This window comes from Brevundimonas sp. (assembly GCF_050729455.1).
Classification (GTDB): domain Bacteria; phylum Pseudomonadota; class Alphaproteobacteria; order Caulobacterales; family Caulobacteraceae; genus Brevundimonas.
This window is the reverse complement of the sequence record NZ_JBOHLI010000010.1, coordinates 18,226-44,125: the sequence shown is the minus strand read 5'-3', so window position 1 is coordinate 44,125 and position 25,900 is coordinate 18,226. Positions and strand designations below refer to the sequence as shown.

General features: G+C 68.6%; 24 protein-coding genes and 1 pseudogene. 11 read left to right on the top strand and 14 right to left on the bottom strand.

Features of this window, described 5'->3' with window-relative positions; translation table 11 throughout:
- Positions 1-41: 41 nt before the first annotated feature.
- Together clpB and ACREEF_RS04365 are read left to right on the top strand one after the other, a co-directional pair.
- Positions 42-2,645 carry an ATP-dependent chaperone ClpB gene (gene clpB, locus ACREEF_RS04370; RefSeq protein WP_431564386.1) on the top strand — a complete coding sequence of 868 codons (2,604 nt, stop codon included), beginning with the start codon at positions 42-44 and terminating at the stop codon, positions 2,643-2,645.
- 46 nt (positions 2,646-2,691) lie between these two features.
- On the top strand, positions 2,692-3,957 hold the full coding sequence (locus tag ACREEF_RS04365) for a hypothetical protein (RefSeq protein ID WP_431564385.1): 1,266 nt from the start codon (positions 2,692-2,694) through the stop codon (positions 3,955-3,957).
- Between the two features lie 44 nt (positions 3,958-4,001).
- Here ACREEF_RS04365 and ACREEF_RS04360 read toward each other — a convergent pair whose 3' ends face one another.
- From ACREEF_RS04360 to ACREEF_RS04335, 6 genes are all read right to left on the bottom strand, one after another.
- Positions 4,002-4,358: a hypothetical protein gene (locus tag ACREEF_RS04360; RefSeq protein ID WP_431564384.1), complete on the bottom strand. Its 357-nt coding sequence runs from the start codon at positions 4,356-4,358 to the stop codon at positions 4,002-4,004.
- A gap of 239 nt (positions 4,359-4,597) precedes the next feature.
- Positions 4,598-5,995, bottom strand: coding sequence for a dihydrolipoyl dehydrogenase (gene lpdA, locus ACREEF_RS04355; RefSeq protein WP_431564383.1), 1,398 nt, complete (start codon positions 5,993-5,995; stop codon positions 4,598-4,600).
- Positions 5,992-6,456, bottom strand: coding sequence for a hypothetical protein (locus ACREEF_RS04350; RefSeq protein ID WP_431564382.1), 465 nt, complete (start codon positions 6,454-6,456; stop codon positions 5,992-5,994). Before ACREEF_RS04350 ends, lpdA begins: the two co-directional genes overlap by 4 nt.
- Before the next feature lie 4 nt (positions 6,457-6,460).
- Complete coding sequence (locus tag ACREEF_RS04345; RefSeq protein WP_431564381.1) at positions 6,461-8,095, bottom strand: 2-oxo acid dehydrogenase subunit E2; 1,635 nt, start codon at positions 8,093-8,095, stop codon at positions 6,461-6,463.
- Between the two features lies 1 nt (position 8,096).
- On the bottom strand, positions 8,097-9,122 hold the full coding sequence (locus ACREEF_RS04340) for an alpha-ketoacid dehydrogenase subunit beta (RefSeq protein WP_431564380.1): 1,026 nt from the start codon (positions 9,120-9,122) through the stop codon (positions 8,097-8,099).
- A gap of 2 nt (positions 9,123-9,124) precedes the next feature.
- Complete coding sequence (locus ACREEF_RS04335; protein WP_431564379.1) at positions 9,125-10,357, bottom strand: 3-methyl-2-oxobutanoate dehydrogenase (2-methylpropanoyl-transferring) subunit alpha; 1,233 nt, start codon at positions 10,355-10,357, stop codon at positions 9,125-9,127.
- A gap of 144 nt (positions 10,358-10,501) precedes the next feature.
- Here ACREEF_RS04335 and ACREEF_RS04330 point away from each other — a divergent pair, with 144 nt between their 5' ends.
- Together ACREEF_RS04330 and ACREEF_RS04325 are read left to right on the top strand one after the other, a co-directional pair.
- On the top strand, positions 10,502-10,990 hold the full coding sequence (locus ACREEF_RS04330) for an Lrp/AsnC family transcriptional regulator (RefSeq protein ID WP_431564378.1): 489 nt from the start codon (positions 10,502-10,504) through the stop codon (positions 10,988-10,990).
- A gap of 24 nt (positions 10,991-11,014) precedes the next feature.
- Positions 11,015-11,900 (top strand): annotated as a pseudogene (locus ACREEF_RS04325) (pirin family protein).
- Between the two features lie 141 nt (positions 11,901-12,041).
- Here ACREEF_RS04325 and ACREEF_RS04320 read toward each other — a convergent pair.
- Positions 12,042-12,278: a hypothetical protein gene (locus ACREEF_RS04320; RefSeq protein ID WP_431564377.1), complete on the bottom strand. Its 237-nt coding sequence runs from the start codon at positions 12,276-12,278 to the stop codon at positions 12,042-12,044.
- Positions 12,279-12,356: 78 nt separating this feature from the next.
- A complete protein-coding gene (locus ACREEF_RS04315) occupies positions 12,357-13,316 on the bottom strand; it encodes an alpha/beta fold hydrolase (protein ID WP_431564376.1) in 960 nt (319 codons plus the stop codon).
- 272 nt (positions 13,317-13,588) lie between these two features.
- Between ACREEF_RS04315 and ACREEF_RS04310 the strand changes: the two genes are divergently transcribed.
- The gene (locus tag ACREEF_RS04310; protein WP_431564406.1) at positions 13,589-16,264 is read left to right on the top strand and encodes an ATP-dependent DNA helicase; all 2,676 of its coding nucleotides are present in this window, start codon (positions 13,589-13,591) and stop codon (positions 16,262-16,264) included.
- Between the two features lies 1 nt (position 16,265).
- Entirely contained in the window at positions 16,266-16,739 is a 474-nt protein-coding gene (ybaK, locus tag ACREEF_RS04305) for a Cys-tRNA(Pro) deacylase (RefSeq protein ID WP_431564375.1), read from the top strand.
- A 16-nt stretch (positions 16,740-16,755) separates the two neighbouring features.
- Here the strand turns inward: ybaK and ACREEF_RS04300 are convergent, their stop codons facing one another.
- Positions 16,756-17,190 carry a VOC family protein gene (locus tag ACREEF_RS04300; protein ID WP_431564374.1) on the bottom strand — a complete coding sequence of 145 codons (435 nt, stop codon included), beginning with the start codon at positions 17,188-17,190 and terminating at the stop codon, positions 16,756-16,758.
- A gap of 102 nt (positions 17,191-17,292) precedes the next feature.
- Between ACREEF_RS04300 and ACREEF_RS04295 the strand changes: the two genes are divergently transcribed.
- From ACREEF_RS04295 to hisC, 3 genes are read left to right on the top strand one after another with little or no spacing between them, the layout of a single operon-like run.
- The gene (locus ACREEF_RS04295) at positions 17,293-18,372 is read left to right on the top strand and encodes a DUF2125 domain-containing protein (RefSeq protein ID WP_431564373.1); all 1,080 of its coding nucleotides are present in this window, start codon (positions 17,293-17,295) and stop codon (positions 18,370-18,372) included.
- Positions 18,372-19,052 carry a hypothetical protein gene (locus tag ACREEF_RS04290; RefSeq protein ID WP_431564372.1) on the top strand — a complete coding sequence of 227 codons (681 nt, stop codon included), beginning with the start codon at positions 18,372-18,374 and terminating at the stop codon, positions 19,050-19,052. The genes ACREEF_RS04295 and ACREEF_RS04290 overlap by 1 nt, the downstream gene beginning before the upstream one ends.
- A gap of 20 nt (positions 19,053-19,072) precedes the next feature.
- Positions 19,073-20,191 (top strand): histidinol-phosphate transaminase, encoded by a 1,119-nt coding sequence (hisC, locus tag ACREEF_RS04285; RefSeq protein WP_431564371.1) that lies wholly within the window; start codon positions 19,073-19,075, stop codon positions 20,189-20,191.
- A gap of 6 nt (positions 20,192-20,197) precedes the next feature.
- Here the strand turns inward: hisC and ACREEF_RS04280 are convergent, their stop codons facing one another.
- From ACREEF_RS04280 to ACREEF_RS04265, 4 genes are read right to left on the bottom strand one after another with little or no spacing between them, the layout of a single operon-like run.
- Complete coding sequence (locus ACREEF_RS04280) at positions 20,198-20,899, bottom strand: lysophospholipid acyltransferase family protein (protein WP_431564370.1); 702 nt, start codon at positions 20,897-20,899, stop codon at positions 20,198-20,200.
- A 3-nt stretch (positions 20,900-20,902) separates the two neighbouring features.
- Positions 20,903-21,532 (bottom strand): YdcF family protein, encoded by a 630-nt coding sequence (locus tag ACREEF_RS04275; RefSeq protein WP_431564405.1) that lies wholly within the window; start codon positions 21,530-21,532, stop codon positions 20,903-20,905.
- A 9-nt stretch (positions 21,533-21,541) separates the two neighbouring features.
- The gene (locus tag ACREEF_RS04270) at positions 21,542-22,423 is read right to left on the bottom strand and encodes a cell division protein FtsX (RefSeq protein ID WP_431564369.1); all 882 of its coding nucleotides are present in this window, start codon (positions 22,421-22,423) and stop codon (positions 21,542-21,544) included.
- Positions 22,420-23,145 carry a cell division ATP-binding protein FtsE gene (locus ACREEF_RS04265; protein ID WP_431564368.1) on the bottom strand — a complete coding sequence of 242 codons (726 nt, stop codon included), beginning with the start codon at positions 23,143-23,145 and terminating at the stop codon, positions 22,420-22,422. The genes ACREEF_RS04270 and ACREEF_RS04265 overlap by 4 nt, the downstream gene beginning before the upstream one ends.
- Positions 23,146-23,219: 74 nt before the next feature.
- On the opposite strand from ACREEF_RS04265, the gene ACREEF_RS04260 reads away from it, so the two are divergent.
- Together ACREEF_RS04260 and ACREEF_RS04255 are read left to right on the top strand one after the other, a co-directional pair.
- The gene (locus tag ACREEF_RS04260; RefSeq protein WP_431564367.1) at positions 23,220-24,089 is read left to right on the top strand and encodes a DUF3426 domain-containing protein; all 870 of its coding nucleotides are present in this window, start codon (positions 23,220-23,222) and stop codon (positions 24,087-24,089) included.
- Positions 24,082-24,621, top strand: coding sequence for a phosphoribosyltransferase (locus tag ACREEF_RS04255; protein ID WP_431564366.1), 540 nt, complete (start codon positions 24,082-24,084; stop codon positions 24,619-24,621). The genes ACREEF_RS04260 and ACREEF_RS04255 overlap by 8 nt, the downstream gene beginning before the upstream one ends.
- A gap of 3 nt (positions 24,622-24,624) precedes the next feature.
- Here the strand turns inward: ACREEF_RS04255 and lysA are convergent, their stop codons facing one another.
- The gene (lysA, locus tag ACREEF_RS04250) at positions 24,625-25,899 is read right to left on the bottom strand and encodes a diaminopimelate decarboxylase (RefSeq protein WP_431564365.1); all 1,275 of its coding nucleotides are present in this window, start codon (positions 25,897-25,899) and stop codon (positions 24,625-24,627) included.
- Between the last annotated feature and the right edge of the window lies 1 nt (position 25,900).

Sequence of the window (25,900 nt, the reverse complement as noted above, 5' to 3'; positions counted from 1 at the left end):
CGCGTTGTTGGTTTTCCGCCTTCCGAGGGGACTGCACCGAAATGAATCTCGACCTCTATTCCGACCGCGCCAAACAGGCCGTCCAGTCCGCCCAGTCGCTGGCCCTGGCCCGCCGCCACCAGCAGTTCGCGCCCGAGCACCTGCTGAAGGTGCTGCTGGAAGAACGCGACGGCCTGGCGCGCAAGCTGATCGATCAGGCCGGCGGCGATCCGTCCGCCGTCGAACTGGTCACCGAAGGTCTGCTGAAGAAGCGGCCACAGGTCGAGGGCGGCTCGGGCCAGCTCTATCTGGACGGCGACACCGCCCGCGTCTTCAGCGCCGCCGAGGAAGCGTCCAAGAAGGCTGGCGACGCCTTCGTCACCACCGAGCGCCTGCTGGCCGCCATCGCCAAGGAGGGCGGGGCCGCCGCCGAGGCGCTGAAGTCCGCCGGGGTCACGGCCAAGAAGCTGGATGACGCCGTCGCTGAAATGCGCAAGGGCAAGACCGCCGACAACGCCTCGGCTGAGGACAGCTACGACGCCCTGAAACGCTACGCCCGCGACCTGACCGAGGCCGCCCGCGACGGCAAGGTCGATCCCGTCATCGGCCGCGACGAGGAAATCCGCCGCACCATCCAGGTCCTGGCCCGCCGCACCAAGAACAACCCCGTCCTGATCGGCGAACCCGGCGTCGGCAAGACCGCCATCGTCGAAGGACTCGCATTGAGGATCGTCAACGGCGACGTGCCCGAAAGCCTGAAGGACAAGAAGGTCCTGTCGCTGGACATGGGCGCCCTGATCGCCGGCGCTAAGTATCGCGGCGAGTTCGAGGAACGCCTCAAAGCCGTACTGAACGAGGTGGCCCAGGCCGAGGGCGGCATCGTCCTCTTCATCGACGAGATGCACACCCTGGTCGGCGCCGGCAAGGGCGACGGGGCCATGGACGCCTCCAACCTGCTCAAGCCCGCCCTGGCGCGCGGCGAGCTGCACTGCGTCGGCGCCACCACGCTGGATGAGTACCGCAAGCACGTCGAGAAGGACGCGGCCTTGGCCCGTCGCTTCCAGCCGGTCTTCGTCGCCGAACCGACCGTCGAGGACACGGTGTCGATCCTCCGTGGACTGAAAGAGAAGTACGAGGTCCACCACGGAGTGCGCATCAGCGACAGCGCCATTGTCGCCGCCGCCACCTTGTCAAACCGCTACATCACCGACCGCTTCCTGCCGGACAAGGCCATCGACCTGATCGACGAGGCCGCCTCGCGCGTGCGCATGGCCGTCGATTCCAAGCCTGAGGCGCTGGATGAAATCGACCGCCGTCTGGTCCAGCTCAAGATCGAGCGCGAGGCCCTGAAAAAGGAAAGCGACAGCGCCTCGCAGCAGCGTCTGGAGAAGCTTGAGGACGAGATCATCGACCTCGAGGGCCAGTCGGACGACATGACCGCGCGCTGGAAATCCGAGAAGGACAAGGTGGGGCAGGGTGCCCAGCTGCGCGAGACCCTGGACCGCCTGCGCGCCGAACTGGCCGCCGCCCAGCGCGCCGGTGATCTCGGCCGCGCCTCCGAGATCGCCTACGGCCAGATCCCGCAACTGGAACGCCAGCTGGCCGAGGCCGAAGCCGCCGAGAAGCCGGCGGAAGGTCCGCTCACCCCGGAAGTCGTCGACGCCGAACAGATCGCCGCCGTCGTCAGCCGCTGGACCGGCGTGCCCGTCGACAAGATGCTGGAAGGCGAGCGCGAAAAGCTGCTCAAGATGGAGGAAGAGCTGGGCCGCCGCGTGGTGGGCCAGAACGAGGCGCTGGAAGCCGTCTCCGACGCCGTTCGCCGCGCCCGCGCCGGGCTCAACGACCCCAACAAGCCTTTGGGCAGCTTCCTCTTCCTCGGCCCGACGGGCGTGGGCAAGACCGAGCTGACCAAGGCCCTGGCCGGCTATCTGTTCGACGACGACAACGCCATCACCCGCATCGACATGTCCGAGTACATGGAGAAGCACAGCGTCAGCCGCCTGATCGGCGCCCCTCCGGGCTATGTCGGCTATGACGAGGGCGGCGCCCTGACCGAGGCCGTGCGTCGTCGCCCCTATCAGGTCATCCTGTTCGACGAGGTCGAGAAGGCCCACCCCGACGTCTTCAACGTGCTGTTGCAGGTGCTGGACGACGGTCGCCTGACCGACGGTCAGGGCCGCACCATCGACTTCAAGAACACCCTGATCATCATGACCTCCAACCTGGGCAGCCAGTATCTGGCCGACCAGCCCGAGGGCCCAAATGGGGAAGTGGCCGACGTCGAGGCCGTGCGCCCCCTGGTCATGGAACAGGTCCGCGCCCACTTCCGGCCCGAGTTCCTCAACCGCATCGACGAGATCATCCTGTTCCACCGCCTCGGCCGCGAACAGATGGGCGGCATCGTCCGCATCCAGCTGGCCCGCCTCGAAAAGCTGATGGCCGACCGCCGCCTGACGCTGGCCCTGGACGACAGCGCCCTGACCTGGCTCGCCGACAAGGGCTACGACCCCGTCTACGGCGCCCGCCCCCTGAAGCGCGTCATCCAGAAGGAACTGGTCGACCCGATGGCGAAGAAGCTGCTGGCCGGCGAGATCGAGGACGGCAGCGTGGTGGCCGTGTCAGCGGGTAGCGACGGGCTGGAGATCGGGAAGGCGCGGGTGCATTAGAACTGGAAGTTCGCTAAGCTTATAGCGTCAAAATTACGGAGGGAACGTGGGCAAACCGGCGTTGCAACTTAAGGATGTTTTTACGCCGGGCGGTCAACCGACCCTGACTTACGTCAGCCGGGATCACCTGAAGCTGGAAGAAAAGCTCGAGGCGGCGCTTGCTCGTGGCTTCGCGGTGAATGTTGTCACAGGACCAACAAAATCTGGCAAAACGGTCCTTTCCCGACGCGTGTTGCCCAAGGATGCACTGATTTCGATCGAAGGCGGTCAGGTTCGGTCAGAGGCAGATTTTTGGAAGCAGGTGGCGTTCAAGTTGAATCTCGCCAAATCTGTCCAGAGGACCGGTTCCGACGAGGCGTCAAATCAGACGGAGCTTGGTGGAGGAGCCAAGGCGGAGCTGTTGGGTATTGGTGTAAGCGGCGGAGCCAAAAACACGAGCGGCACGAAACATGTCGATGGTCGTTCTGCGACCTACGATACGGTTGACCTTATATCGTCACTCGAAGCACTTAAAAATCGGTCGATGGCGTTGCTGATCGATGATTTCCATTACCTGGACAAGCCAACCCAGAAGGCAATTATACAGTCACTGAAGGGGGCTGTTTATGACGGCCTGTCGGTTATCCTGTTGGCAGTTCCGCACCGTGCATTCGACCCAATCACTGTCGAACATGAGATGGAGGGACGGTTCAAGCATATCCAGATTCCAGACTGGTCTCAGGATGACTTGATCAAGATTCCAGACTTGGGATTCAAAGCTCTAAACGTCATCTGTCCTCAAAAGGCTATGGAGCGCATTTGCTCTGAAAGTTTTGGAAATCCACTTTTAGTGCAGGAAATTTGCACCGAGCTTTGCATTGCAAATGGAGTTTTCGGGTATCAAATTACTCCCAAGAAGCTTTCAGCGGACAAACTGAATGATATATTTTCAGAAATCGCTCAAAGTAAGGGGTTTCCGAAATATGAACGGCTTAAGCGGGGCCCTCAGTCTAGAGGTGGTAGGCAAGCTCGGAAGTTCAAAGATGATACTTCTGCGGACATCTATGCTGCTATCCTGCAGGCCATCGCTCGGTTGGGGCCGAAACCTAAGACGACCTATGATGAAATCCGAAGTTCTCTCAAGGATATACTTGCTGATGGTCAGGTTCCGCAAAAACACGAAATCTCGGCTGCTTGCGCTCACATGACGAAGATTGCGAAGGATAAGCTCGAAGGAGAACCGGCGTTGGAATGGCTTAAGGGAGATGACTTGCTTGTTCTCACTGACCCATTTCTGATGTTCTATATGAAATGGGCGTTCAAGGAAGGGTAGAGGTTGCACCGGGTGCATCCTGCGAGCCAGCGACATCTTCGCCTTCACCCCAAGACCGGCATCACCTCCATCCCGTCGCAGACGAAGATGCTCATGTGCGGGTGGTTCTCGAACAGGCGGGCCGCCGCCTCGTGGCTGTCGGCGCGCACCACCATGAAGACGGTCAGCAGGTTGACCACGTCCGTCACGGCGCCGTCGTCGCCGATGCGCTTGGTCGGGCCCAGCGGGCCGCCCTGATAGACGATGGAGTCCTGGTGGGCCGCCTCCCATTCGGCGACGGCGGCCACGCCGAGGGGGGCCGTCTCGGCCTGCTCGGTCTCGCTCATGGCGCGCCAGGCCCGCCACCTGGGGCCGGTCTTGTCGCTGGTGAAGACGGCCAGGTAGTGGGTCTCGGCGCTCATCGAAGCCTCCCGTTTGCGGGGAGGGTCGGCCTTTCGGCGGCTTCGGGCAAGTCGGACCGTTTTCCTTCTCCCCTTGTGGGAGAAGGTGGCCCGTCAGGGCCGGATGAGGGGTGAAGGCGGCGCCGCTTGAGCCTTGGGCGCCGCCTTGTCGATCTCGTGGGAAAAGGGCGCGCCGACACCCCTCATCCGAGCGCCTCCGGCGCTCACCTTCTCCCTCAAGGGGAGAAGGAAGCAGGCCCTTAGATGTGGATGGCGTGGCCCAGCGCCCGCAGCGTCGCCTCGTGGAAGGCTTCGCCCAGGGTCGGGTGGACGTGGATGGTGCCCGCCACGTCTTCCAGCACGGCGCCCATTTCCAGCATCTGGGCGAAGCTGTTGGACATCTCCGAGACGTGCTGGCCGACGGCCTGAATGCCCAGCAGGCGGTGGTCGGTCTTCGAGGCGATGACGCGAACGAAGCCGCCGTCCTCGCCCGCCTCGATGGCCAGGGCGCGGCCGATGGCGGCGAAGGGGAAGACAGCCTGGATCACGTCGTCGCGGCCCTTGACGTCGTCGACGCCCAGACCCGCCGAGACGATTTCCGGCTCGGTGAAGCAGACGGCGGCGATGGTGACGGGATCGAACACGCGGTCATGGCCCGCAATGATTTCAGCGACCACCTCGCCCTGGGCCGAGCCCTTGTGCGCCAGCATGGGTTCGCCGGTCAGGTCGCCGACGGCCCAGACGTTCTTCATGCTGGTGGCGCAGCGCTGGTCGATCTTCACGAAGGGGCCGTCCATGGCCACGCCCATGGTCTCCAGACCCCAGCCCTTGGTGCGCGGACGACGGCCGACGGTGACCAGCACCTTGTCGGCGTCCAGCTGCATCGGGTTTCCGTCCTTGTCGGTGACGTTCAGCTTGCCGTCGCCGAAACCGCCCGCGCGGGCGCCGAGGAACAGCTGGACGCCGTGCTTTTCCAGCCATTTGGCGACCGGGTCGGTCAGGGCCTTGTCGTAGAGCGGCAGGATGCGCTCAGCCATCTCGACGATGGCCACTTCGGCGCCCAGCTTGCGGAAGGCGATGCCCAGCTCCAGGCCGATATAGCCGCCGCCGACGACGACCAGCTTCTTGGGCACTTCGGGCAGGCTCAGGGCCTCGGTCGAGGAGATGACGTCGCCGCCAAACGGCAGGAAGGGCAGTTCGACCGGCTCGGACCCCGTGGCCAGGATGACGTGCTCGGCGGTGATGCGGAGATCGCCGTCGTCGGTTTTGACGGTGCAGGTCTTGGCGTCCGAGAACTCGGCCCAGCCCTTGACGACCTTGACCTTGGCCTTCTTCAGCAGGGCGGCGACGCCGGCGTTCAGCTTGCTGACGATGCCGTCCTTCCATTCGACCGTCTTGGACAGGTCGATGGCCGGGGTCGAGGCGGTGATGCCCAGGGTGCCGTCGCCGGCGGCCTTGGCCACCGTCTCATACTTGCCCGCCGCGTGGATGATGGCCTTGGACGGAATGCAGCCGACGTTCAGGCAGGTGCCGCCGAGACCCGGCGACGCGTCCACCAGCACGGTCTCCAAGCCGAGTTGGCCGCAACGGATCCCCGCCACATAGCCGCCGGTCCCGGCGCCGATGATCAGGACTTTGGTCTTGAGGGTCTGGGTCATTTGTTAGCGTCCACAGGTCTCATGTGATCTGAAAATTCTCGGGCAACGAGGACGGCAAAGCGGCGAAGGTCGGCTTCGAGGACTACGAAGGGGACTTGGTGGGCGTCGAAAACAAAGCCCACCAGGGAGCCGTGCGCGTTTTGTGGGTGGGTACGGCTTCCATCTGCATGTGTGGAAGCGCGTCGTAGTCGCACGACAGCATCAAAAACAGACAAGTCACCGAGGGGAGCCGGCATTTGCCAAGGTTCTTCCTGCGCCTTCACTGCTTGCCACTTTGCTTTCAAAGTATCAGCAAGCGGCTCTCCTTCACGCCGAACCCGCTGGGCGATCCAAGCGAAAATTGTGGTGGAGAATCCGAGCGCACACGTGGTGCTAAACTCAGTATGTGCTGACCGCTCCAGAAGTTGGCCGAGGCGAGCGATCACCTCCGCATCCGCCGCCTCAACCTCAATCTGCGCCACCGCTTCACCCCATCCACAAGGTCGCCGGGTTCTCCAGCAGGCCCTTGATGCGCTGCACGAAGACCGCTGCGTCATGGCCGTCGACGATGCGGTGATCGAAGCTGGAGGACAGGTTCATCATCTTGCGCACGACCATCTGGCCGTCCTTGACCACCACGCGTTCGGCGATCTTGTTCGGACCGACGATGGCGACCTCGGGGTGGTTGATGATCGGCGTGTGAACCACGCCCCCCAGCGTCCCCAGCGAGGTGATGGTGATGGTCGAGCCCGACAGCTCCTCGCGCTTGGCGCTGCCGTCCTTGGCCGCGCCCGAGACGCGGGCGATTTCAAGGGCGGTGGCGTAGGGGTCCAGCGCCTCGGCGTGGCGGACGACCGGCACCATCAGGCCGTTCGGCGTCTGGGCGGCGATGCCCAGGTGGACCGGAGCGTGCTGGGTCAGGACGCCGGCCTCGTCGTCATAGGTGGCGTTGATCTGCGGCTGATCGCGCAGGGCCACGACGATGGCGCGGGCGATGAAGGGCAGGACGTTCAGCTTGGGCTGGTCCTTCGACTTCGTCGCGTTCAGGTGGGCGCGCAGCTCCTCCACCGCCGTCATGTCGATTTCCTCGACATAGGTGATGTGCGGGATGCGGCGCACGCTCTCGGCCATCTTCTCCGCGATCTTGCGGCGCAGGCCGATGATCTTGACCTCGGTGGTTCCCTCGGCGCGGGCGTAGGTCGAGGACGCCGTGCCGCCGGTCGCGGCGGGCAGCGAACCGCCACGCGCGACATAGGCGTCCAGGTCGTCATGCTGGATGCGGCCCGCCGGACCCGAACCGGGCACGAAGGCCAGGTCGATGCCCAGATCACGGGCGCGGTTGCGCACGGCGGGCGAAGCCAGGGCGCGTTCGCCCGGCTGACGGCCGGTCATAGCGGGGACGGGTTTGGCGTCGGCCTTGGGCGCGGGAGCGGGCTTGGCGACCGGGGCGGGCGCGGCCTTCTCGGCCTTGGCGACCGGGGCAGAAGCTGCAGCCGGGGCAGCGGCGACATTGCCCTTGCCCTCGACCTTGAAGCTGACCAGGGGGCCGCCGACGGCGATTTGCTGGCCCGCATCGCCGTGCAGGGCGACGACCACGCCGTTGATCGGGCTGGTGATCTCGACCGTGGCCTTGTCGGTCATGATGTCGGCGAGGATCTGATCCTCCTCGACCGTGTCGCCGACCTTGACGTGCCAGCCGACCAGTTCGGCCTCGGCGGTGCCTTCGCCCACGTCAGGCAGTTTGAAGACGTAGTTCGCTCCGGCGGCGGCCGGGGCGCTGACCGGGGCGGCCTCGACTTTCGGCGCTTCGACGGCGACCGGCGCAGGTTCGGGCTTAGCGGGAGCCGGCGTCGGTTCGGCGTCGGAGGCGTTGCCCGCGCCCTCGACCTCGAACTCGACCAGCGGGCCGCGCACCGGCACCATCTGGCCCGGCTCGCCGTGGATGGCGGTGACCTTGCCGCTGACCGGGGCGGTGATTTCCACCGTGGCCTTGTCGGTCATGATGTCGGCGACGATCTGGTCTTCCTCGACCATGTCGCCGATAGCGACGTGCCAGGCGACCAGTTCGGCCTCGGCGGTGCCTTCGCCCACGTCGGGCAGCTTGAAGACGAAACGACCCATCTTAACGGCCTCCCGACATGACGGCTTTCAGGGCGTCGGCCACGCGTTGCGGGCCGGGGAAGTATTCCCACTCGAAGGCGTGCGGGTAGGGGGTGTCCCAGCCGGTGACGCGCGCGATGGGCGCCTCCAGATGATAGAAGCAGCGCTCCTGAACCAGGGCGCTCAGCTCGCCGCCGAAGCCCGAGGTCTTGGGCGCCTCATGCACGATGACGCAGCGGCCGGTCTTCTTGACCGAGGCCTCGATGGTCTCGATGTCCAGCGGCACGAGCGTGCGCAGGTCGATGACCTCGGCGTCCACGCCGGCGTGCTCGGCCCCGGCCAGGGCGACCCAGACCATGGTGCCGTAGGCCAGGATGGTGACGTCATTGCCCTCGCGCATGACGCGGGCCTTGCCGATCGGCTCGACATACTTGCCGGTCGGGACCTGGGCCAGTTCTTGCGTCTTCCACGGGCTGACGGGCTTTTCGTGCCAGCCGTCGAAGGGGCCGTTGTAGAGGCGCTTGGGCTCGAAGAAGACGACCGGATCGTCGTCCTCGATGGCGGCGGTCAGCAGGCCCTTGGCGTCATAGGGGTTGGACGGAATGACGACCTTCAGGCCCGCGATGTGGGTGAACAGGCTTTCCGGCGACTGGCTGTGGGTCTGGCCGCCGAAGATGCCGCCGCCGTAGGGGCTGCGGATCGTGATCGGCGAGGTGAACTGACCGCCCGAGCGGTAGCGCATTTTGGCCGCTTCCGAGACGATCTGGTCATAGGCCGGATAGATGTAGTCGGCGAACTGGATCTCGACGACCGGGCGCAGGCCATAGGCGCCCATGCCGATGGCGGCGGCGACGATGCCGCACTCGCTGATGGGGGCGTCGAAGCTGCGGGTCAGGCCGTGCTTCTGCTGCAGCTGGTCGGTGACGCGGAAGACGCCGCCGAAATAGCCCGCGTCCTCGCCGAACGACAGGACGTTGGGGTCTTCCGCCATCTTGACGTCAATGGCCGAGTTGAGGGCCTGAATCATGTTCATGGGAGTGGTGGTCATGGTCAGACTCCGACCTCGCGACGTTGCTCGACCAGGCGCCAGTCCTCGGTCGCATAGACCTCCTCGAACATGGTCTTCACGCTGGGGCGCGACTGGCCGAGGGTGCCGATGGCCTCGGATTCCTTGCCGGCGGCGCGAACCTGCTCGACGGCGTCCTTCTCGGCCTCGACCTGCTGCTCGTCCGACCATTCGCCGAGGACGATCAGGTGCTGCTTCAGGCGCTCGATCGGGTCGCCCAGCGGCCACTTCTCGGCCTCGTCGCCGGGGCGATAGCGGCTGGGGTCGTCAGACGTCGAATGCGGGGCGCCGCGATAGGTGAACAGCTCGATCACCGTGGCGCCCTGATTGGTGCGCGCGCGCTCCTCGGCCCACTGGGTCGCGGCCCAGACGGCCAGGAAGTCGTTGCCGTCGACCCGCAGGGCCGGTAGGCCGTAGCCGATGGCCTTGGCGGCGAAGGTGGTTTCCAGACCGCCGGCGATGCCCATGAAGGACGAGATGGCCCACTGGTTGTTGACCACGTTCAGGATGACCGGAGCGCGATAGACGGCGGCGAAGGTCAGGGCGTTGTGGAAATCGCCTTCCGCCGTGGCGCCGTCGCCGATCCAGCTGATGGCGATCTTGTCGTCGCCCTTGTAGGCGCTGGCCATGGCCCAACCCACGGCCTGCGGCACCTGGGTGCCCAGGTTGCCCGAGATGGTGAAGAAGCCATAGTCCTTGGCCGAATACATGATCGGCAGCTGGCGGCCTTTGATCGGGTCGGCGGCGTTGGAATAGATCTGGTTCATCATGCTCGCCAGCGGATAGCCGCGCGCGATCAGAAGGCCCTGCTGGCGATAGGTGGGGAAGCCCATGTCCTCGCGGCTCAGGATCATGCCCTGGGCGACCGCGATGGCCTCTTCGCCGGTGCACTTCATGTAGAAGCTGGTCTTGCCCTGGCGGTGGGCGCGGTGCATCCGCTCGTCGAAGGCGCGCGTCAGGATCATGGCCTTCAGGCCGCGACGCAGAATTTCAGGATCCAGCTTGGGATTCCACGGCCCCACGGCCTGGCCTTCGTCGTCCAGGACGCGCACCAGCTGGAAGGCGTGATCGCGCATATCATAGGGGGCGGTCGAGACCTCCGGGCGGCTGACGGCGCCGGCGGGATCGAACTGCAAGTGGCTGAAATCAGGCGCATCGCCCGGACGACCCGAGGGCTCCGGCACGCGCAGCGACAGGGTGGGGGTGTTCTTCATCATGCGTCCCGTCCGGTTGATCCGTCCGCGTTTCCTCGTGAAGAGGGCATAGCATGGCGCGTCTCTGTTGGTCTTTCTAAAAATACCCTTGCCAAATGCTGATTTGGGGTATTTTATTGCGTCAAATCCCCTTTTGGAGAAACGCCTTTGGCCGACGAACTTGATCCTATCGACGCCCGCATCCTCGACATCCTGCAGCAGGACGCCGGACTGTCGGTCGCCGAGGTCGCCGATCGCGTCGGCCTTTCGGCCTCGCCGTGCTGGCGCCGGATCAAGAGACTGGAGGATAGCGGCCTGATACGCAAGCGGGTCACGCTTCTGGACGCGGGTCTGCTGGGTCTGGACTTCGAAGTCTACGCCATCGTCAAGCTGAGCCTGCCCTCGCGCGAGAACCTTGACATCTTCGAGGCCGCCGTCGCCACATGGCCGGAAGTGGTGCAGTGCGCCACCATCACCGGCCGCGAGGATTACGTCCTGCGCATCATCACCTCGGACATGCACGCCTTCGACCAGTTCCTGCGCGACAAGCTGCTGACGCTCGGCATCGTCTCCGACTGCGCCAGCCACATCGTCACGCGCGGCGTGAAGAACGTCACCACCCTGCCGCTGGGCATCATCACCCCCCACGTCGGCTAAGCCGCAAAAGACAGGGGGGGAGGCATGATCGAGCTGGTGATCGACGCGCGTCGAAAAGACCTCGGCGGGTTCGAGGTCGGGCGCGTCCTGCCCTTCCATTCGCACCGGATGGTCGGCCCCTTCATCTTCCTGGACCAGATGGGCCCGGCCGAGTTCGCGCCGGGCGCCGACGCCATCAATGTGCGGCCGCACCCGCATATCGGCCTGTCGACCCTGACCTATCTGTTTGAGGGCGAGATCATGCACCGGGACAATCTGGGCTACACCCAGCCCATCCGTCCCGGCGAGGTGAACTGGATGACCGCCGGCTCCGGCATCGTCCACTCCGAACGCACCGACCCGCTGAAGAAGGCGCAGGGCGGAAGGATGCACGGCATGCAGGCTTGGGTCGCCCTGCCGACCGAGCTGGAGGAGATCGCCCCCTCCTTCACCCACCTGGGCGAAGACGCCCAGCCCACCTATGAGAACAAGGGCCTGTTCGCGCGCCTGGTGGCGGGCGAGGCCTTCGGCGCCAAGGCCGGAACCCCGGTGGAATCGCCGCTCTTCTACGTCCACTGGGAAATGGCCGAGGGCGTCCGCCGCCCCGCCGCCGCCCAGGGCCAGGGGCGGCTACAGCGAACGCGCCCTGTTCGTCGCCAAGGGCCGGATCGAGGTCGACGGCCGCGCCTTCGTTGAGGGCCAGATGGTGGTCCTGTCGGCCAACGCCGAGCCGACCGTCACCGCCCTGCAGCCGTCCAGCGTCATGGCCCTGGGCGGCGAGCCGGTGGGCGAACGCCTGATCTGGTGGAACTTCGTCGCTTCGTCGCAGGATCGCCTGGATCAAGCCAAGGCCGACTGGAAAGCGGGCCGCATGAGCCTGCCCGCCGAAGACGCGCTGGAGTTCATCCCCCTGCCGGAAGAGTCCGTTTAGGGCGCGCCCCGCACCTCACCCGCCGTCATCCCGTCGCAGCTCTCGCTGAACCGCCTGGACCCCGGATCGACCCTCCGGGCCGAGGGGCTGACGATGAGGACGGGCAGTCCACTATCGACCCTTAGCGGACGCTGACGTCAGCTATGGCTCAAACCAGCCCAAGCCGACAGATACAACGGCGTAGACAAGAAATGCGCCGAACACGCCGAAGAGCAGCAGGGAACAGCCGAAAAGCCCCGGTTCACTCTCCCGTCGAGCGATGAAGCGGCTCCGGAACGCCACGCCGAGCGTTCTGCCAGTCTTCAAGCCAACCGCCACGATTACGAAGCAGATGCTCGCTACGGCGAGAAATATCCAACCTGTCTGATCGATCTGCATCTAGCGCCCCGGTCCGATCCGGTGAGCATACCGCCCACCACAGTGGCGGCAACGTCTTCTTCCCAGCCTTAGCGCCCCTCAAAGCCCCCGCAGAAACCCCGCCAGCGCCGCGTTCACCTCGTCCGCCCGTTCCTGCTGCAGCCAGTGACCGGCGCCCGGCAGGACCGCCTGGCCGCGCAGGTCGGTCAGCCAGTCCTTCTGCGCCGCTTCGTGCGGCCCGGCGTAGTGGCGGACGGGGTCGCGTTCGCCGACGAGGAAGAGGGCGGGCTGAGCGATCTTCTGACCTTGCAGCAAGGCCGTCAGGCTCCAGTTGCGGTCGAGGCAGCGGTACCAGTCCAGCGGCCCCTTGAAGCCTGAGGCGGTAAAGGCGGCGACGTATTCGGCGAAATGGGCCTGGCTCATCCACGGCGGCAGGGTCGCGTCGTCAGCGATGCTGTCGAGCAGGGACACGCCCTCGGGCATGAAGCCGGTCGACTGGTCCGCCGGAGCGGTGGCGCCGTCGTAGGCCCAGAACATCTTCTTCAGCGCCGTCGCCGGATCGGCGTCGAGCGCCACATGGGCTTCCGGCGACTGGAAGCGGTTGATGTAGAGGTCGCCCAATCCCGCCCGCTTGGTGATCGCGGCCATGGCGGCGGTCGGCGACCCCTTGGGGCGGCGCGGCTGGAAGGGCACGGACAGGCCGGCCACCGCGCGGAACAGGTCGGGCCGCATCAGGGCGCAGTGCCAGGCGACAGCCGCGCCCCAGTCGTGGCCGACGACCACGGTCTGTTCCTCGCCCAGCGCCCGCACCAGATCGACCATGTCCCCGACCAGATGCAGGATGGTGTGATCCTCCAGATCGGCCGGCTTGTCGGTCCCGCCATAGCCGCGCATGTCAGGGGCGACGGCGCGATAACCGGCCTCGGCCAGGGCCTGAACCTGCGCCCGCCAGCTGATTCCCAGTTCGGGAAAGCCATGCAGCAGCAGGACCAGCGGGCCTTGTCCGGCCTCCAGCACCTGTTGCGTCAGGCCGTCGGTGGCGATGCGGCGGGTCTGCATGGGCGGTCCTCCCTGTTGCGTTCAACCTAGCCCGTTTTCAGTCCCTGGCGAGAGGGGCGCACGTTCCCGTTCCGTTTCGCGGCGCGGGGCGCTATGGATCGGGGGTGACCGCCGTCTCCGCCCCTTCCGCCGTCCAGCCCGCGACCCCGATCTGGGCCGAGCTGCCGCCTGCGCTGGCCACGCCGCCGGGCGCGGGGGCCGTGTGCGACGCGGCGGGCGCGAGAAAGATCGGACGCGGCGCGGCCGAGGGGGTCTTTCTCGGCGGCGCCGTCATGGTCGCCCACGCCAGCCTGACCGCGCGCCGTCTGGGCCTCAGCCCGCCGCCGCGCTCGGCCGACATGCTGGACGTGCTGGAGCTCTACGCCTTCGTGCGGCCCGCCAGGTTCTGCGCCCCCTCGCCGACGGGCCTGGCCCTGGCTTTGGGGAGGTCCGAGCCCAGGGGGGCCGAGGCTCAGGCGCAAGCCCTGCGCGACGCCGCCGCCGACCTGCTGAACGAACTGACCGATGCGGCCTATCCGGGACGCGAGGACGCCTTCACCCTGGCCGGGACGCTGGACCGGGCGGGCTGGTCCTGGGGCTCGCGCGTGCTGGCCGCGCTTCAGGCCGGACCCCTGCGCGACCGGCGCGAGCGCGGCACCGGGCTGGACGTCTGGTCCCGCCTGGCCGAATGGGAGGACGAGGCCCCGCGCGGCGAGGCCGGGTCCGCCCCCGTCGACAGCGAGAGCGCCCGCATCCGTCTGGACAAGCTGCTGCAGGCCTCGGGTCTGGACGAGACCCGCCCCGCCCAGTCCGACTACGCCGCCGAGGCCGCCTACGCCTTTTCGCCGCGCAACGAGGAGGGCCGTCCGCGCGTCCTGCTGGCCGAGGCGGGCACCGGCACCGGCAAGACCCTGGGCTATCTGGCCCCCGCCAGCCTGTGGGCCGAGCGCAATTCGGGGGCGGCCTGGGTCTCGACCTACACCCGCGCCCTGCAACGCCAGATCGACCGCGAAAGCCGCGCCCTGTGGCCCGACGAGGCCGAGCGCCGCAAGAAGACGGTGGTCCGAAAAGGCCGCGAAAACTACCTCTGCCTGCTGAACCTGCAGGACATGATGCAGGCGGCCCAGCTGGGCAGCGGCGACCTGATCGGCATGGGCCTGGCCAGCCGCTGGGCCGCGCACAGCCGCGACGGCGACATGACCGGCGGCGACTATCCCGGCTGGCTGCCCGGCCTCTATGCGACGGCCCCCAGTCATCAGGCCAGTCCAGCCAATCTGGTCGACCGGCGCGGCGAATGCGTCCACGCCGCCTGTCCGCACTACCGCTTGTGCTTCGTCGAAAAGACCATCCGCGCCAGCCGCCGGGCCGATCTGGTCGTGGCCAACCACGCCCTGGTCATGACCCAGGCGGCCTTCGACGGCGCCCGCTCGGCGCGCGGCCTGAAGCAGGACGGCGAGACGGCGGCGCTGAAGCGCATCGTCTTCGACGAGGGCCACCACCTGTTCGACGCCGCCGACAGCGCCTTCTCCGCCGCCCTGTCGGGTCAGGAGGCCGCCGAGCTGCGCCGCTGGATCCGAGGCCCCGAGGGGCGCGGCCGTCGCGGGCGCGGGCTGGAACAAAGGCTGGGCGACCTGTGCGCCGACAACGAGGCCGCCGCCAACGCCCTGAAGGACGCCATGCGCGCCGCCGCCGCCCTGCCGGGCGAGGGCGTCTCGGGCCGCATCGCCCCGGCGTCCGGCGAGATCAATCCCATCGGCCCGATCGAGGCCTTTCTGGTCGCCGCCCTGGAGCAGCTGCGCGCCCGCAGTCAGGAGAGCGGCGGGACCGAGTTCGGTCTGGAGTGCGCCCTGCGTCCGGCCACCGAGCCGGTGCTGGAGGCCGCCCGCGCCGCCGCCCGCGCCATCGCCGCCGTCGAGGCGCCCCTGCTGGCCCTGTCGCGCCATCTCGAGGATATTCTGGACGAGGAAGCCGCCGAGCTGGACGGCGCCGCCCGCGCCCGCATCGAAGGCGCGCTGCGCGGCATGGACCGGCGCGCGCGCATGACCCTGCCGGGCTGGCGCTCCATGCTGGCGGCGCTGGAGGAGGGCGGGGACGAACCGGACCCCGATTTCGTCGACTGGCTTTCAGCGGAAGCCGCCTTCGGCCGCATCCACGACGTGGCCCTGCGCCGCCACTGGATCGACCCGACCGTGCCGCTGGAAGCCGCCGTCGTCATGCCCGCTCACGGCGTGCTGGTGACCTCGGCCACCTTGTCGGACCCGGCGGCCGAGGACCCGTTCTCGCTGGCCCGGATGCGGACTGGCGCGGCGCGGCTGATCGAGCCGGCGCGGACGCTGAAGGTGGACAGCCCCTTCGACTACGCCGCCAACAGCCGCATCATCGTCGTCAACGACCTGATGAAGGACGACCCGCGCCAGATCGCGGCGGCCATGCGCGAACTGTTCCTGGCGGCGGGCGGCGGGGGCCTGGGCCTGTTCACCGCCATCCGCCGGCTGAAGACCGTCTATGAGCGGCTGGGGCCGGACCTGGCCAAGGCGGGCATCCCCCTCTACGCCCAGCACGTCGATCCGCTGGAGGTCGGGGCCTTGGTCGATGTCTTCCGCGCCGAACAGGACAGCTGCCTGCTGGGCACAGATGCGGTCAGGGATGGCGTCGACGTGCCGGGGCGTAGCTTGCGCGTCCTCGCCTTCGACCGCGTGCCCTGGCCCCGCCCCGACCTGCTGCACAAGGCGCGGCGCGAGCGCTTCGGCGGCAAGACCTATGACGACGCCCTGGCGCGCGGCCGCATCGCGCAAGCGTTTGGCCGCCTGATCCGCCGGGCCGACGACAAGGGGGTCTTCCTGATGCTGGACGCCGCCTGTCCGACGCGGCTGTTCGCAGGTCTGCCGCCCGGAACCGAGGTCCAGCGCATGGGTCTGGCCGAGGCGGTGGAACTGACCAAGAGCTTCCTCAATCCAGAAGCGACCTGAGATGTCGAAAACCACCCCCGCGACCGTGGCCCTGACCAGGGCCGGGGTCGCCTTCGAGCTCTTCCCCTACGACTATGACCCCGACGCGCCGCGCGTGGGTCTGCAGGCGGCCGAGGCTCTGGGCTGGGCGCCGGAGCAGGTGTTCAAGACCCTGATGACCCTGGTGGACGCCAAGCCGGCCTGCGTCATCGTCCCCTCCGACTGCGAGGTCAGCATGAAGAAGCTGGCGGCGGCCATCGGCGGCAAGTCGGCCCAGATGATGAAGCCCGCCGACGCCGAGCGCCTGACGGGCTACAAGGTCGGCGGCGTCAGCCCCTTCGGACAGAGGAAGGCCGTGCCGACGGTGATGGACGAGACGGCCATCCTGTTCGACCGCATCCTCATCAACGGCGGCCAGCGCGGCTTGCTGCTGGGCCTGACGCCGAACGAGGCGGCGCGGGCGGCCGGCGCGACACTGGCCGACCTGACGGCCTGAGCCTCACCCCGAGCCCCTACTCCTCGAACGTCACCACCACGCTGTCCGCCGAGCGCTCGGCCTCGCCGTGGAACACCGCCTCGATGTTGTTGCCGTCCGGGTCCAGCAGGAAGGCGGCGTAGTAGCCGGGGTGATAGGGGCGCTCGCCCGGCGCCCCGTTGTCGGTCCCGCCCGCCGCCAGACCCGCCTTGTGAAAGGCCTCGACCATGGCGCGGTCTTTCGCCTGAAACGCCAGATGGCAACGCCCGGTCGGAGCGCCCTGCGCCGCCATGCTGTCCACCGCCGAGACGAACAGTTCGTCGGCCCAGAAGAAGCGTTCCGCCTCGCCCCCGATCGGCACGCCCAGCGCCGCCAGCACCGCGCCGTAGAAACGGCGGCTGGCCGCAAGGTCGGGCGTCACCAGTTGCAGATGGTCGATCAGCCGGCCGCGATGCAGCTGTTGGGTTTCCATGATCCTCGTCTCCTGTCGGGTTGCGATTCGAACGGGCGACAGGGTGGCCCGTTCCTGCTGTCAGGGCGTGTCAGCAGCCGCGCGTCCTGCTAAAGCGGCCTCATGACCGACGCCACCGACGCCCCCGTCCGCCACAGCCGCAAGGGGCTGATCATCCCCTTCGCCATCGTCTTTGTCGGCCTGGCCTTGTGGACCGGCTGGTGGTTTTACCTGGCGAAGCAGGTCGAGACGAAGCTGGAAGGCCGCATCGCCCGGCTGGAGCAGTCAGGCTGGACCGTGCGTCACGCGGGCGTCACCACGACCGGCTGGCCCCTGCGGGCGCGGGTCGCCTTGAAGCACGTCGACGTCGTCGCCCCCTCGGGCCATGCGGTCGCCGCGCCCGAGATCGTGGCCGAGGCCAACGCCTATAACCCGACCAAATGGGTGGTGATCGCGCCGGACGGTCTGGTCCTGACGCGCGGCGCCAAGGGCAAGACGGCGGTGCGCGCCGAGGCCATCCGCATGAGCGTCCACGGCCTGACCCAGCGCTGGCCCAATGTGGTGGTGGAACTGGCCAAGCCGGTCTTCACCGCCCTGCCGGACGCCGAACCCTTCCCCCTGGCCAGGGCGGGTCTGGTCCAGTTCTACATGCGCCCCCACGTGGCGGGCTCGAACACGCCGACCGACGACGTGGACGTGCTGTTCCGTCTGGTCGACGGCGAGGGCCGACCCAACGGTCCGGTCGAGGGCCTGACCCAGTCGGGCAGGCTGAACGCCCAGGTCGAGGCCGTGATCGAAAAGGCCAGGGCCCTGAAAGGCGCCGACACGAAGGGCCTGCTGTCGGCCTGGACCGCCGCGGGCGGGCGCTTCATCGACATGAAGGGCCAGTTGGAGGCGGGCGAGAGCCGCACCTTCCTGTCCAGTCCGGCCCTGTCGGCGGACGACAAGGGGCGTCTGGAAGGCGAGGTCTTCCTGCGCGCCGAGAAGCCGCTGGCCGCCATCGTCGGTCTGGCCGGCGCCCAGCAGGGCGGTTCTTTGGATCGCGCCGCCGCCGCCCGCGCGGCCGCGGCCCAAGAAGCGACAAAGAGCCCGCAAGGCGGGACCGGCGCCGAGGGGCAGGGCGTCGATCTAGTGCTGAACTTCAAGGGCGGGCGCACCTATCTGGGCCCCTTCGCCCTGGCCCCGGCGCCCCAGCTGTTCTGATGCTGGTCGAGCCGCCCGAGGACGCTGAACGTCTGGCGCTGGACCGCGCCCTGATCGCGGCGGCGCGGGCGCGGGTCGCCGCCGGGCCGCGCGGTTCGGCCGACGCCGACGCCATCGCCCTGCGCGAACTCCTGCGCGACGTTCCTGTGGCTGAACGTCCGGCCCTGCGCGCCGTGCTGGGCCGCATCGAGGCCGCGACGGGTCCGGCGCTGGCGACCTGCGGGCCGCTGTCGCAGGCGCTGGCCGCCGACCGCTGGGGCCTGATCGGCCGACCGGTCGCGGAGCCCGATCAGGCGCTGGCGACCGCGCGTCAGGGAGGGCGCGCCCTGATCGATCTCGGCGCCCGGCCGTGGTGGGGACGGCTGCTGGCCCTGCCGATGCTCAAGGTCGTCGCCGCCCTGCCGGACGACGCGGCAGGCGTGCCGCGCGCCCTGCTGGTCTCGACCGAGGCGCCCGGCCCGACCGGCGACGACCGCACCTTCTGGGTCACCGACAGCCCCCTGTCCGACGCCCGCATCCTTGCGGCCCTGGGCGAGACGGGCCTGATCGCCGGACCCTTGGCGGCGGGCGGCGGCTTGAAGCTGTTCGTCCTGACAGGCTATGTGCAGGCCGAGGACGGGCGGCTGATCGGCGCGCCCGGCCAGATGAGCGGCGTCATCGGCGCCGCTCCCGTTTACTGACCACTTCGAGGATGACGCCCATGACCGACGCGACCCCCGCCGCTGCGACCAAGGCCGCGCCTGCCCCCAAGCCCGGCATCCTCGACATCGCCCCCTATGTGGGCGGCAAGGGCGCCATCGCCGGCTTCGCCGAGCCGATGAAGCTGTCGTCGAACGAGAACGCCCTGGGCGCCGGTGAGAAGGCGCGCGAGGCCTATGCCGCCGCGCTCAAGAACATCCACGTCTATCCCGACGGCCGCGCCGGCAAGCTGCGTGACGCGGTGGCCTCACATCACGCTCTGGAAGGCGAGCGCCTGATCTTCGGCAACGGGTCGGACGAGGTCTTCGCTCTCTTGAACCAGACCTATCTGAGCGCGGGCGACAATATCGTCACCGGCCAGTACGGCTTCCTCGCCTACCGCATCTCGGCTCTGGCCTGCGGCGCCGAGGTCAAGCTGGCGCCCGAGCCCGAGCTGAAGGCCGAGGTCGACGCCATCCTGGCCCAGGTCGATGAGCGGACCCGCATCGTCTACGTCTCCAACCCGTCGAACCCGACCGGCAGCTGGAACTCGGGCGAGGAGATCCGCCGCCTGCACGCCGCCCTGCCGTCGCACATCGTTCTGGTGGTGGACGAGGCCTATGCCGAATTCGTGGTCGAGCCGGACTGGGAATCGAGCTTCGGCCTGGCGCGCGAGGCGTCCAACGTCGTCGTCACCCGCACCTTCTCCAAGATCCACGGCCTGGGCGGCCTGCGCATCGGTTTCGGCTATGCGCCCCTGGCCATCGCGGAAGCCGTGGATCGCATCCGCCTGCCGTTCAACGTCTCGGTCCCTGGCATCGAGGCGGCGACCGCCGCCCTGGCCGATACGGCGCACCAGACGGCCTCGCGCGACATCGTCCTGGCCTGGCGTCCGCGCTTGACCCAGGCGATCAAGGGCTTCGGTTTCGACGTCTTCCCCTCGGCGGGCAACTTCGTCCTGGTCCGCTTCCCGGATGAGAAGCGCAGCGCGCTCGCCGCCAGCGACTATCTGAACTCCAAGGGCATCATCGTGCGCCCCGTCGGCGGCTACGGCCTGTCCGACTGCCTGCGCATCACCATCGGCACGGAAGACCAGAACCGCGCCGTAATCGACGCCCTCAGCGAGTTCGCCGCGAGCTGATCGAAATCAGAGCAGGGCTGTGGAGGCCGTCTCGATCCGGTTCTCCAGTTCGGCCATGAACTCGGCGCGCTTCAGACCGGCCGGGATGGGCGGCAGGAATTCGAAGACGATGGTGCCGGGATAGCGGCGGAAGCCGTGCGCGGGCCAGTGGACGCCCGAGTTGGTGGCGATCGGCCAGCAGGGGCTGTTCAGGTCGCGATACAGGGCGGCGATGCCGGGCTTGTAGTCGGGCGCGGCGCCGATCTCGCCGCGCGTGCCCTCGGGGAAGATCAGGATCTGGCGGCCCTCGGCGTGACGGGCGCGGGCCTGACGCACCATGTCCTTCAGCGCCTTGGAGTGGGCCGAACGGTCCACGGCGATCATCTGCGTCTTCCAGGCGAACCAGCCGAAGAAGGGCAGGGGCATCAGCTCCTTCTTCATCACGAAGCAGGCGTCGTCGAGGAAGGCGAAGGGGGCGATCACGTCCAGCATCCCCTGGTGCTTGCAGGCGATCAGGGCGGGGCCGTGGGGGCGATGCTCCAGCCCGCGCACCTCGACCTTGACCCCGGCGATCCAGCGCAGGCCGAACAGGACGAATTTCGACCAGGACTTGATGACCCAGACGGCGGCGCCGTGCGGCATCAGAAGGGCCGGCGACAGGCCGACGGCGAAGAGCACCATCGACAGATAGAGCCACAGGATGAAGATCAGGGAACGGATGGCGGTCATGGGTCAGGCGGTCTCGGACTGGGTCTGCGGCGCCGGTCGCTCGGGGTGATGGCCCCTCAGCCGGTGCATCCCCTCGCGGCCCAGCACGGCCAGGTATTTCATGTATTCCAGCGTCATCCGGCGGGCGGTGACGGCGGCCCGCCACCAGCGCGAATTGTCCAGCGACGGGGTCGAGACGGCATAGGGCGTCAGCTTGACCCCCGGCGCTGCGCCGCGGATCTCCAGCAGGCTGCGGGGCATATGATAGTCCGAGGTGACGACGATCAGGCTGTCATAGTCCTTGGACCGGGCCCAGGCGGCGATCTCCTGGGCGTTGCCGACCGTGTTCTCGGCCTCGAAGCCCAGGTCGACGCAGCAGTTGAACAGTTTGGACGAGCCCGGCGTCAGGGCGCGTAGTTCCTGGCGGCGCACGTCGCGATTGACGCCCGAGATCAGCACCCGGCGGCCCTTGTCCTGCTCCAGCAGGCGGATGGCCGCGTTGACGCGCTCGGCCGAGGGGCCGGTCAGGGCGACGATGGCGTCGGCGCGCGCGGGCTCGGGCGCCGGCGTCAGGCCGCGCACGCGCTCGGCGAAGGCGAACAGCCCCACCAGCCACATCAGCGCCACCACGGCGATCAGCGTCATGAACTTCATCACGCTTAACTAGCCACGCGCGCCCAGCTTCGCCAGCGCCGTGAAGCGGGCGGCGAGCAGGGCGACGGTGAAGGCGAGCAGAGGACAGGCGATCAGGACCAGCAGGTCGCTGAAGGCCAGAGGCAAGGCCGGGGTCAGCCCGCCCTCGCCGCCGATCAGGCGCAGCAGGGCCAGCAGCAGGGCGGCGACCCCCGCCCCCATGGCCCCCGCCTGCGCCGCCAGCCCGCCGAAGCGCCGCTGGAACAGGCCGGCGACATAGCCGTCCGAAGCGCCGTTCAGGCTCAGGGTCTCGATCACGCTCGCCTGGGCCGCCATGCCGGCGCGGGTGGCGTAGGCGATGACGGCCGCGGTGGCCGCCGCGATCAGCAGGAAGGCCGCGCCCGCCAGGGCCGTGATGACGCCGGCCGACCGCTCGACCTCGCCGCGCCACAGGCTGTGGTCGTCGACGCTGGCGTCCAGCCCGGCCTCGGCCAGGGCGCGGCTCAGCGTCGGGGCGCTGGCCGGGGCCTTCGGGTCCAGACGCACCGTGACCAGATAGGGCAGGGGCAGGTCGGGCAGGGCCGCCTCGCCGACCCAGGGCCGCAACAGGCTTTCGGCGGCCTTGCGGTCCATGGCCTCGGCCTCGGCCACGCCCTTGACCCCGGCCAGGGTCTCGGCGGCGCGAGCGGCGGCGGTGGGGCCGGTCTCGTCCACGCGCGGACGCACCTGCACCGTGGCCTCGGCCCGCAGCTGACGCGCCCAGCCATGGGCGGCCCGGTCGGCGGCCACGGCCCCGACGGCGGTGACGGAGGCCAGGAAGCACAGGACGGCGACGACCACGATCAGCCAGCGCTCGCCGCCCGCCTCGCGCGACAGCAGGCCCGGCCCGCGTCTGAACAGGGCGCCGATCATGCGGCTTCTCCCGCCGGTTCCATCTGGGTCAGACGGCCGTTCTCCAGCCGCAGCACGGCGGCCCCGACGCGCTCGGCCATGGCCTCGTCGTGGCTGGCGATCAGGACGGTGGCGCCCAGCTTGTTCAGCGACTGGAACAGCCGCATCAGCTTCTCGCCCATGGCGCGGTCGACGCTGCCGGTCGGTTCGTCGGCCAGGATCAGGCGCGGGCGGGTGATGACGGCGCGGGCGATGGCCAGCCGCTGTTTCTCGCCGCCCGACAAGGCCGGGGGCAGGGCGTCCATCCGCTCGCCCAGACCGACCCAGCGCAGCATCTCGGCCACGTCGGCGGCGTGGTCGGCGATCTTCCCGCCCGCCAGGGTCAGGGGCAGGGCCGCATTGTCGAAGGCCGACAGGTGATCCAGCAGGCGGAAATCCTGAAACACCACCCCCATGCGCCGTCGGAAGGCCGGCACGCCGCCGCGCGGCAGGTCGGTGACCTCGCGCCCGAACAGACTGATTCGCCCCGCCTGCGGCCGCTCGGCCAGGGTCAGCAGGCGCAAAAGCGAAGACTTGCCCGCACCGGACGGTCCGGTAAGGAAGTGGAAAGAGCCCTGCGGCAAACTTAGGTTAACGTCGCGCAGGACGTCGGGCCTGTCCGCATAGCCGAAACCCACGCCCCGCAGGCGGACGGTGTCGGGCGCGGAATCGGGGTCGGCGGCGCGTCGGGTCGAGTTTGGCATTCAGGTTTCGTATTGGACCGGGGCGTTGCGGGCGCCTCGACAGGAGGGGGCGTCGAGCCTCGCAGTCAGCCGACATGATACTGACCTGCCCCGCCTGCGCCACCAGCTATTTTGTTCCCGATGACGCGATCGGCCCGAACGGCCGTCGCGTGCGCTGCAAATCCTGCGGTCACGACTGGCGCGCGACCCTGGAGGACGAGCCTCTGGAGCTGTCCGCCGCGACCGAGGAACCCGTCGCCGAGACCAGCTTCGGCAAGCGTGACGAGACCCCCGACAGCCTGGCCGAGACCCCGGCCCCCGAACTGCCGCGCGCCTTCCGCGCCAAGGCCGAGCAGCAGCGCAAGATGCGCCGTGCCGCCGCTCAGGGCGCGGTTTGGGCCGGTCTGGCCGTGATCTTCCTGGCCCTGCTGGGCGCCGCCTACGCCTTCCGCCTGCAGATTGTTCAGGCCTGGCCTCAGGCCGCCGCCGCCTACAAGCTCGTCGGCGCGCCAGTGAACCTGGCCGGGCTGGAGTTCGAGGCGGTCGGCGCGAAAACGGCGCCCCATGATCCGGGCAAGGTCATGGTCTCGGGCGCCCTGCGCAATATTCGCGACAACGAAGTCGTCGCCCCGCCGGTGCGCGTGGCCCTGCTGGACGCCAAGGGCGGCGAGGTCGGCCATCGCATCGTCCGACTGGAGACGGCGCCGGTCCTGCCGGGCAAGGTCCAGGGCTTCGCCGTCGTCATCCCGGACCCCGAGCGCAAGGCCTCCGGCGTCGGCGTCGACTTCGTGATGGAGGCGAAGGACAGGGCCGAACCGGCCCCCGCGGCCAAGCGTCCGACCCGTCGCCCGCCGTCGGCGACCGAAGAAGGTCTGCGCCGCGATACGGCCCTTGATCCGGCGCCGCGCGACGCGACCCCTCTCGACAGCGGCCCCGCCCAGGGGGTATCCGCCGGGCATGGCTGATCACGACCCGGCGCCCGCCCCCACGGTTCTCCTGCCGCAATCCGAGATCGAGGCGATCGTCGCCGATCTCGCGCGGCGCATCGCCCCCGTCATCGACGACGAGACGGTGGCCGCCGTCCTGCTGACCGGCGGGCTGTGGTTCGGGGCCGACCTGACCCGCGCCCTGTCGCGCCAGGGCCGCCACGTCCGCTTCGACGCCCTGTGGCTGGCCTCCTACGGCGACGAGACCACCAGCCGGGGCAAGATCGACGTCTACGCCCCCTATCAACGCCCCATCGCGGGCAAGCGGGTGCTGATCCTCGACGACGTCTTCGACACCGGCCTGTCGCTGGCCGAGGCGGTGCGGATCACGCGGGAAGCGGGGGCCGCCGAGGTCCTGACCTGCGTCTTCGCCCGCAAGCCCTGGCCCGAGGCGCGCGCGCCCGAGCCCGACTTCGTCGGCTGGGAAGCCCCCAACCGCTTCCTCGTCGGCTACGGCCTGGACCACAAGGGCGGCCTGCGCGGCCTGCCCGACATCTGCGCTCTGGACTAGGCCCTAGAGCCAGTCCGCCATCGGCTCGCGCGCGAACATCTGCTCATAGGTCGGGCGCGGGCGGATGACCGCCTGGCGCTCGCCGTCGACCAGAACCTCGGCGGCCAGGGGGCGGGTGTTGTATTCGCCGCTCATCACGGCCCCATAGGCGCCCGCGCTCATGAAGACGACCAGATCGCCCGCTTCGAACGGCGGCAGGTCGCGGTCGCGGGCGAAGGTGTCGCCGGTCTCGCAGACCGGGCCGACCACGTCATAGGGGACCATGTCGCCGTCGCGCGGACGCACGGCCTTCAGGTCGTGGAAGGCGTCGTAGAGGGCGGGACGCATCAGGTCGTTCATGGCCGCGTCCAGCACCAGGAAGCGCCGGCCGTCGGTGCGTTCGTTGACCTGGATGACCCGGCTCAGCAGCACGCCGGCGTTGGCGGCCATCAGGCGGCCCGGCTCGAACGCCGCCTCGACGTTCAGCCCGTCCAGAACCCGCGCGGCCATGGCCACATAGTCGGCGGGCGAGGCGGTTTCAGCGTCGCCGTAGTAGGGCACGCCCAGGCCGCCGCCGAGGTCCAGGCGGGTGACGCTGTGGCCCTGCGCCCGCAGGGTCTCGGTCATGTCTCGCAGGACGCGGAAGGCGTTCTCCAGCGGCGTCAGATCGGTGATCTGGCTGCCGATATGGCAGGCCAGGCCGACGGGGGTGACGTGGCGCGAGGCGGAGGCGCGGGCGTAGAGGCTCAGCGCCCCCTCGACCGGCACGCCGAACTTGTCGCCCGCCCCGCCGGTGGTGATCTTGGCGTGACCGCCGGCGCCGATCTTGGGATTGACCCGGATGGCGACGGCCGGCGACGCGGACTTCTCGGCCGCGACCAGGATCAACCGTTCCAGCTCGGCCGAGGACTCGACGTTGATCTGGCGCACGCCGACGTCGATGGCGAAGGCCAGTTCGGCGTCGGTCTTGCCCACGCCCGAGAAGATGATGCGCTCGCCCGGAACGCCCGCCGCCAGGGCCCGGCGGATTTCGCCCTCGGACACGGTGTCGGCGCCGCAGCCCAGCTGGGCCAGGGTCGCCAGAACCGACAGGTTGGAGTTGGCCTTGACCGCGAAGGCGATCAGGGCCTCGCCCAGCGCGGACCTGTGCGCGTCGCAGGCGTCGCGCAGCAGGCCGTAGTGACGGCGCAGCGTGGCCGAGGAATAGACATAGGTCGGGGTGCCGACCTCCGCCGCCAGCGTCTCCAGTGAGACGCCCTCGGCGTGCAGTACGCCGTCCTTCAGGTCGAAATAATGCACC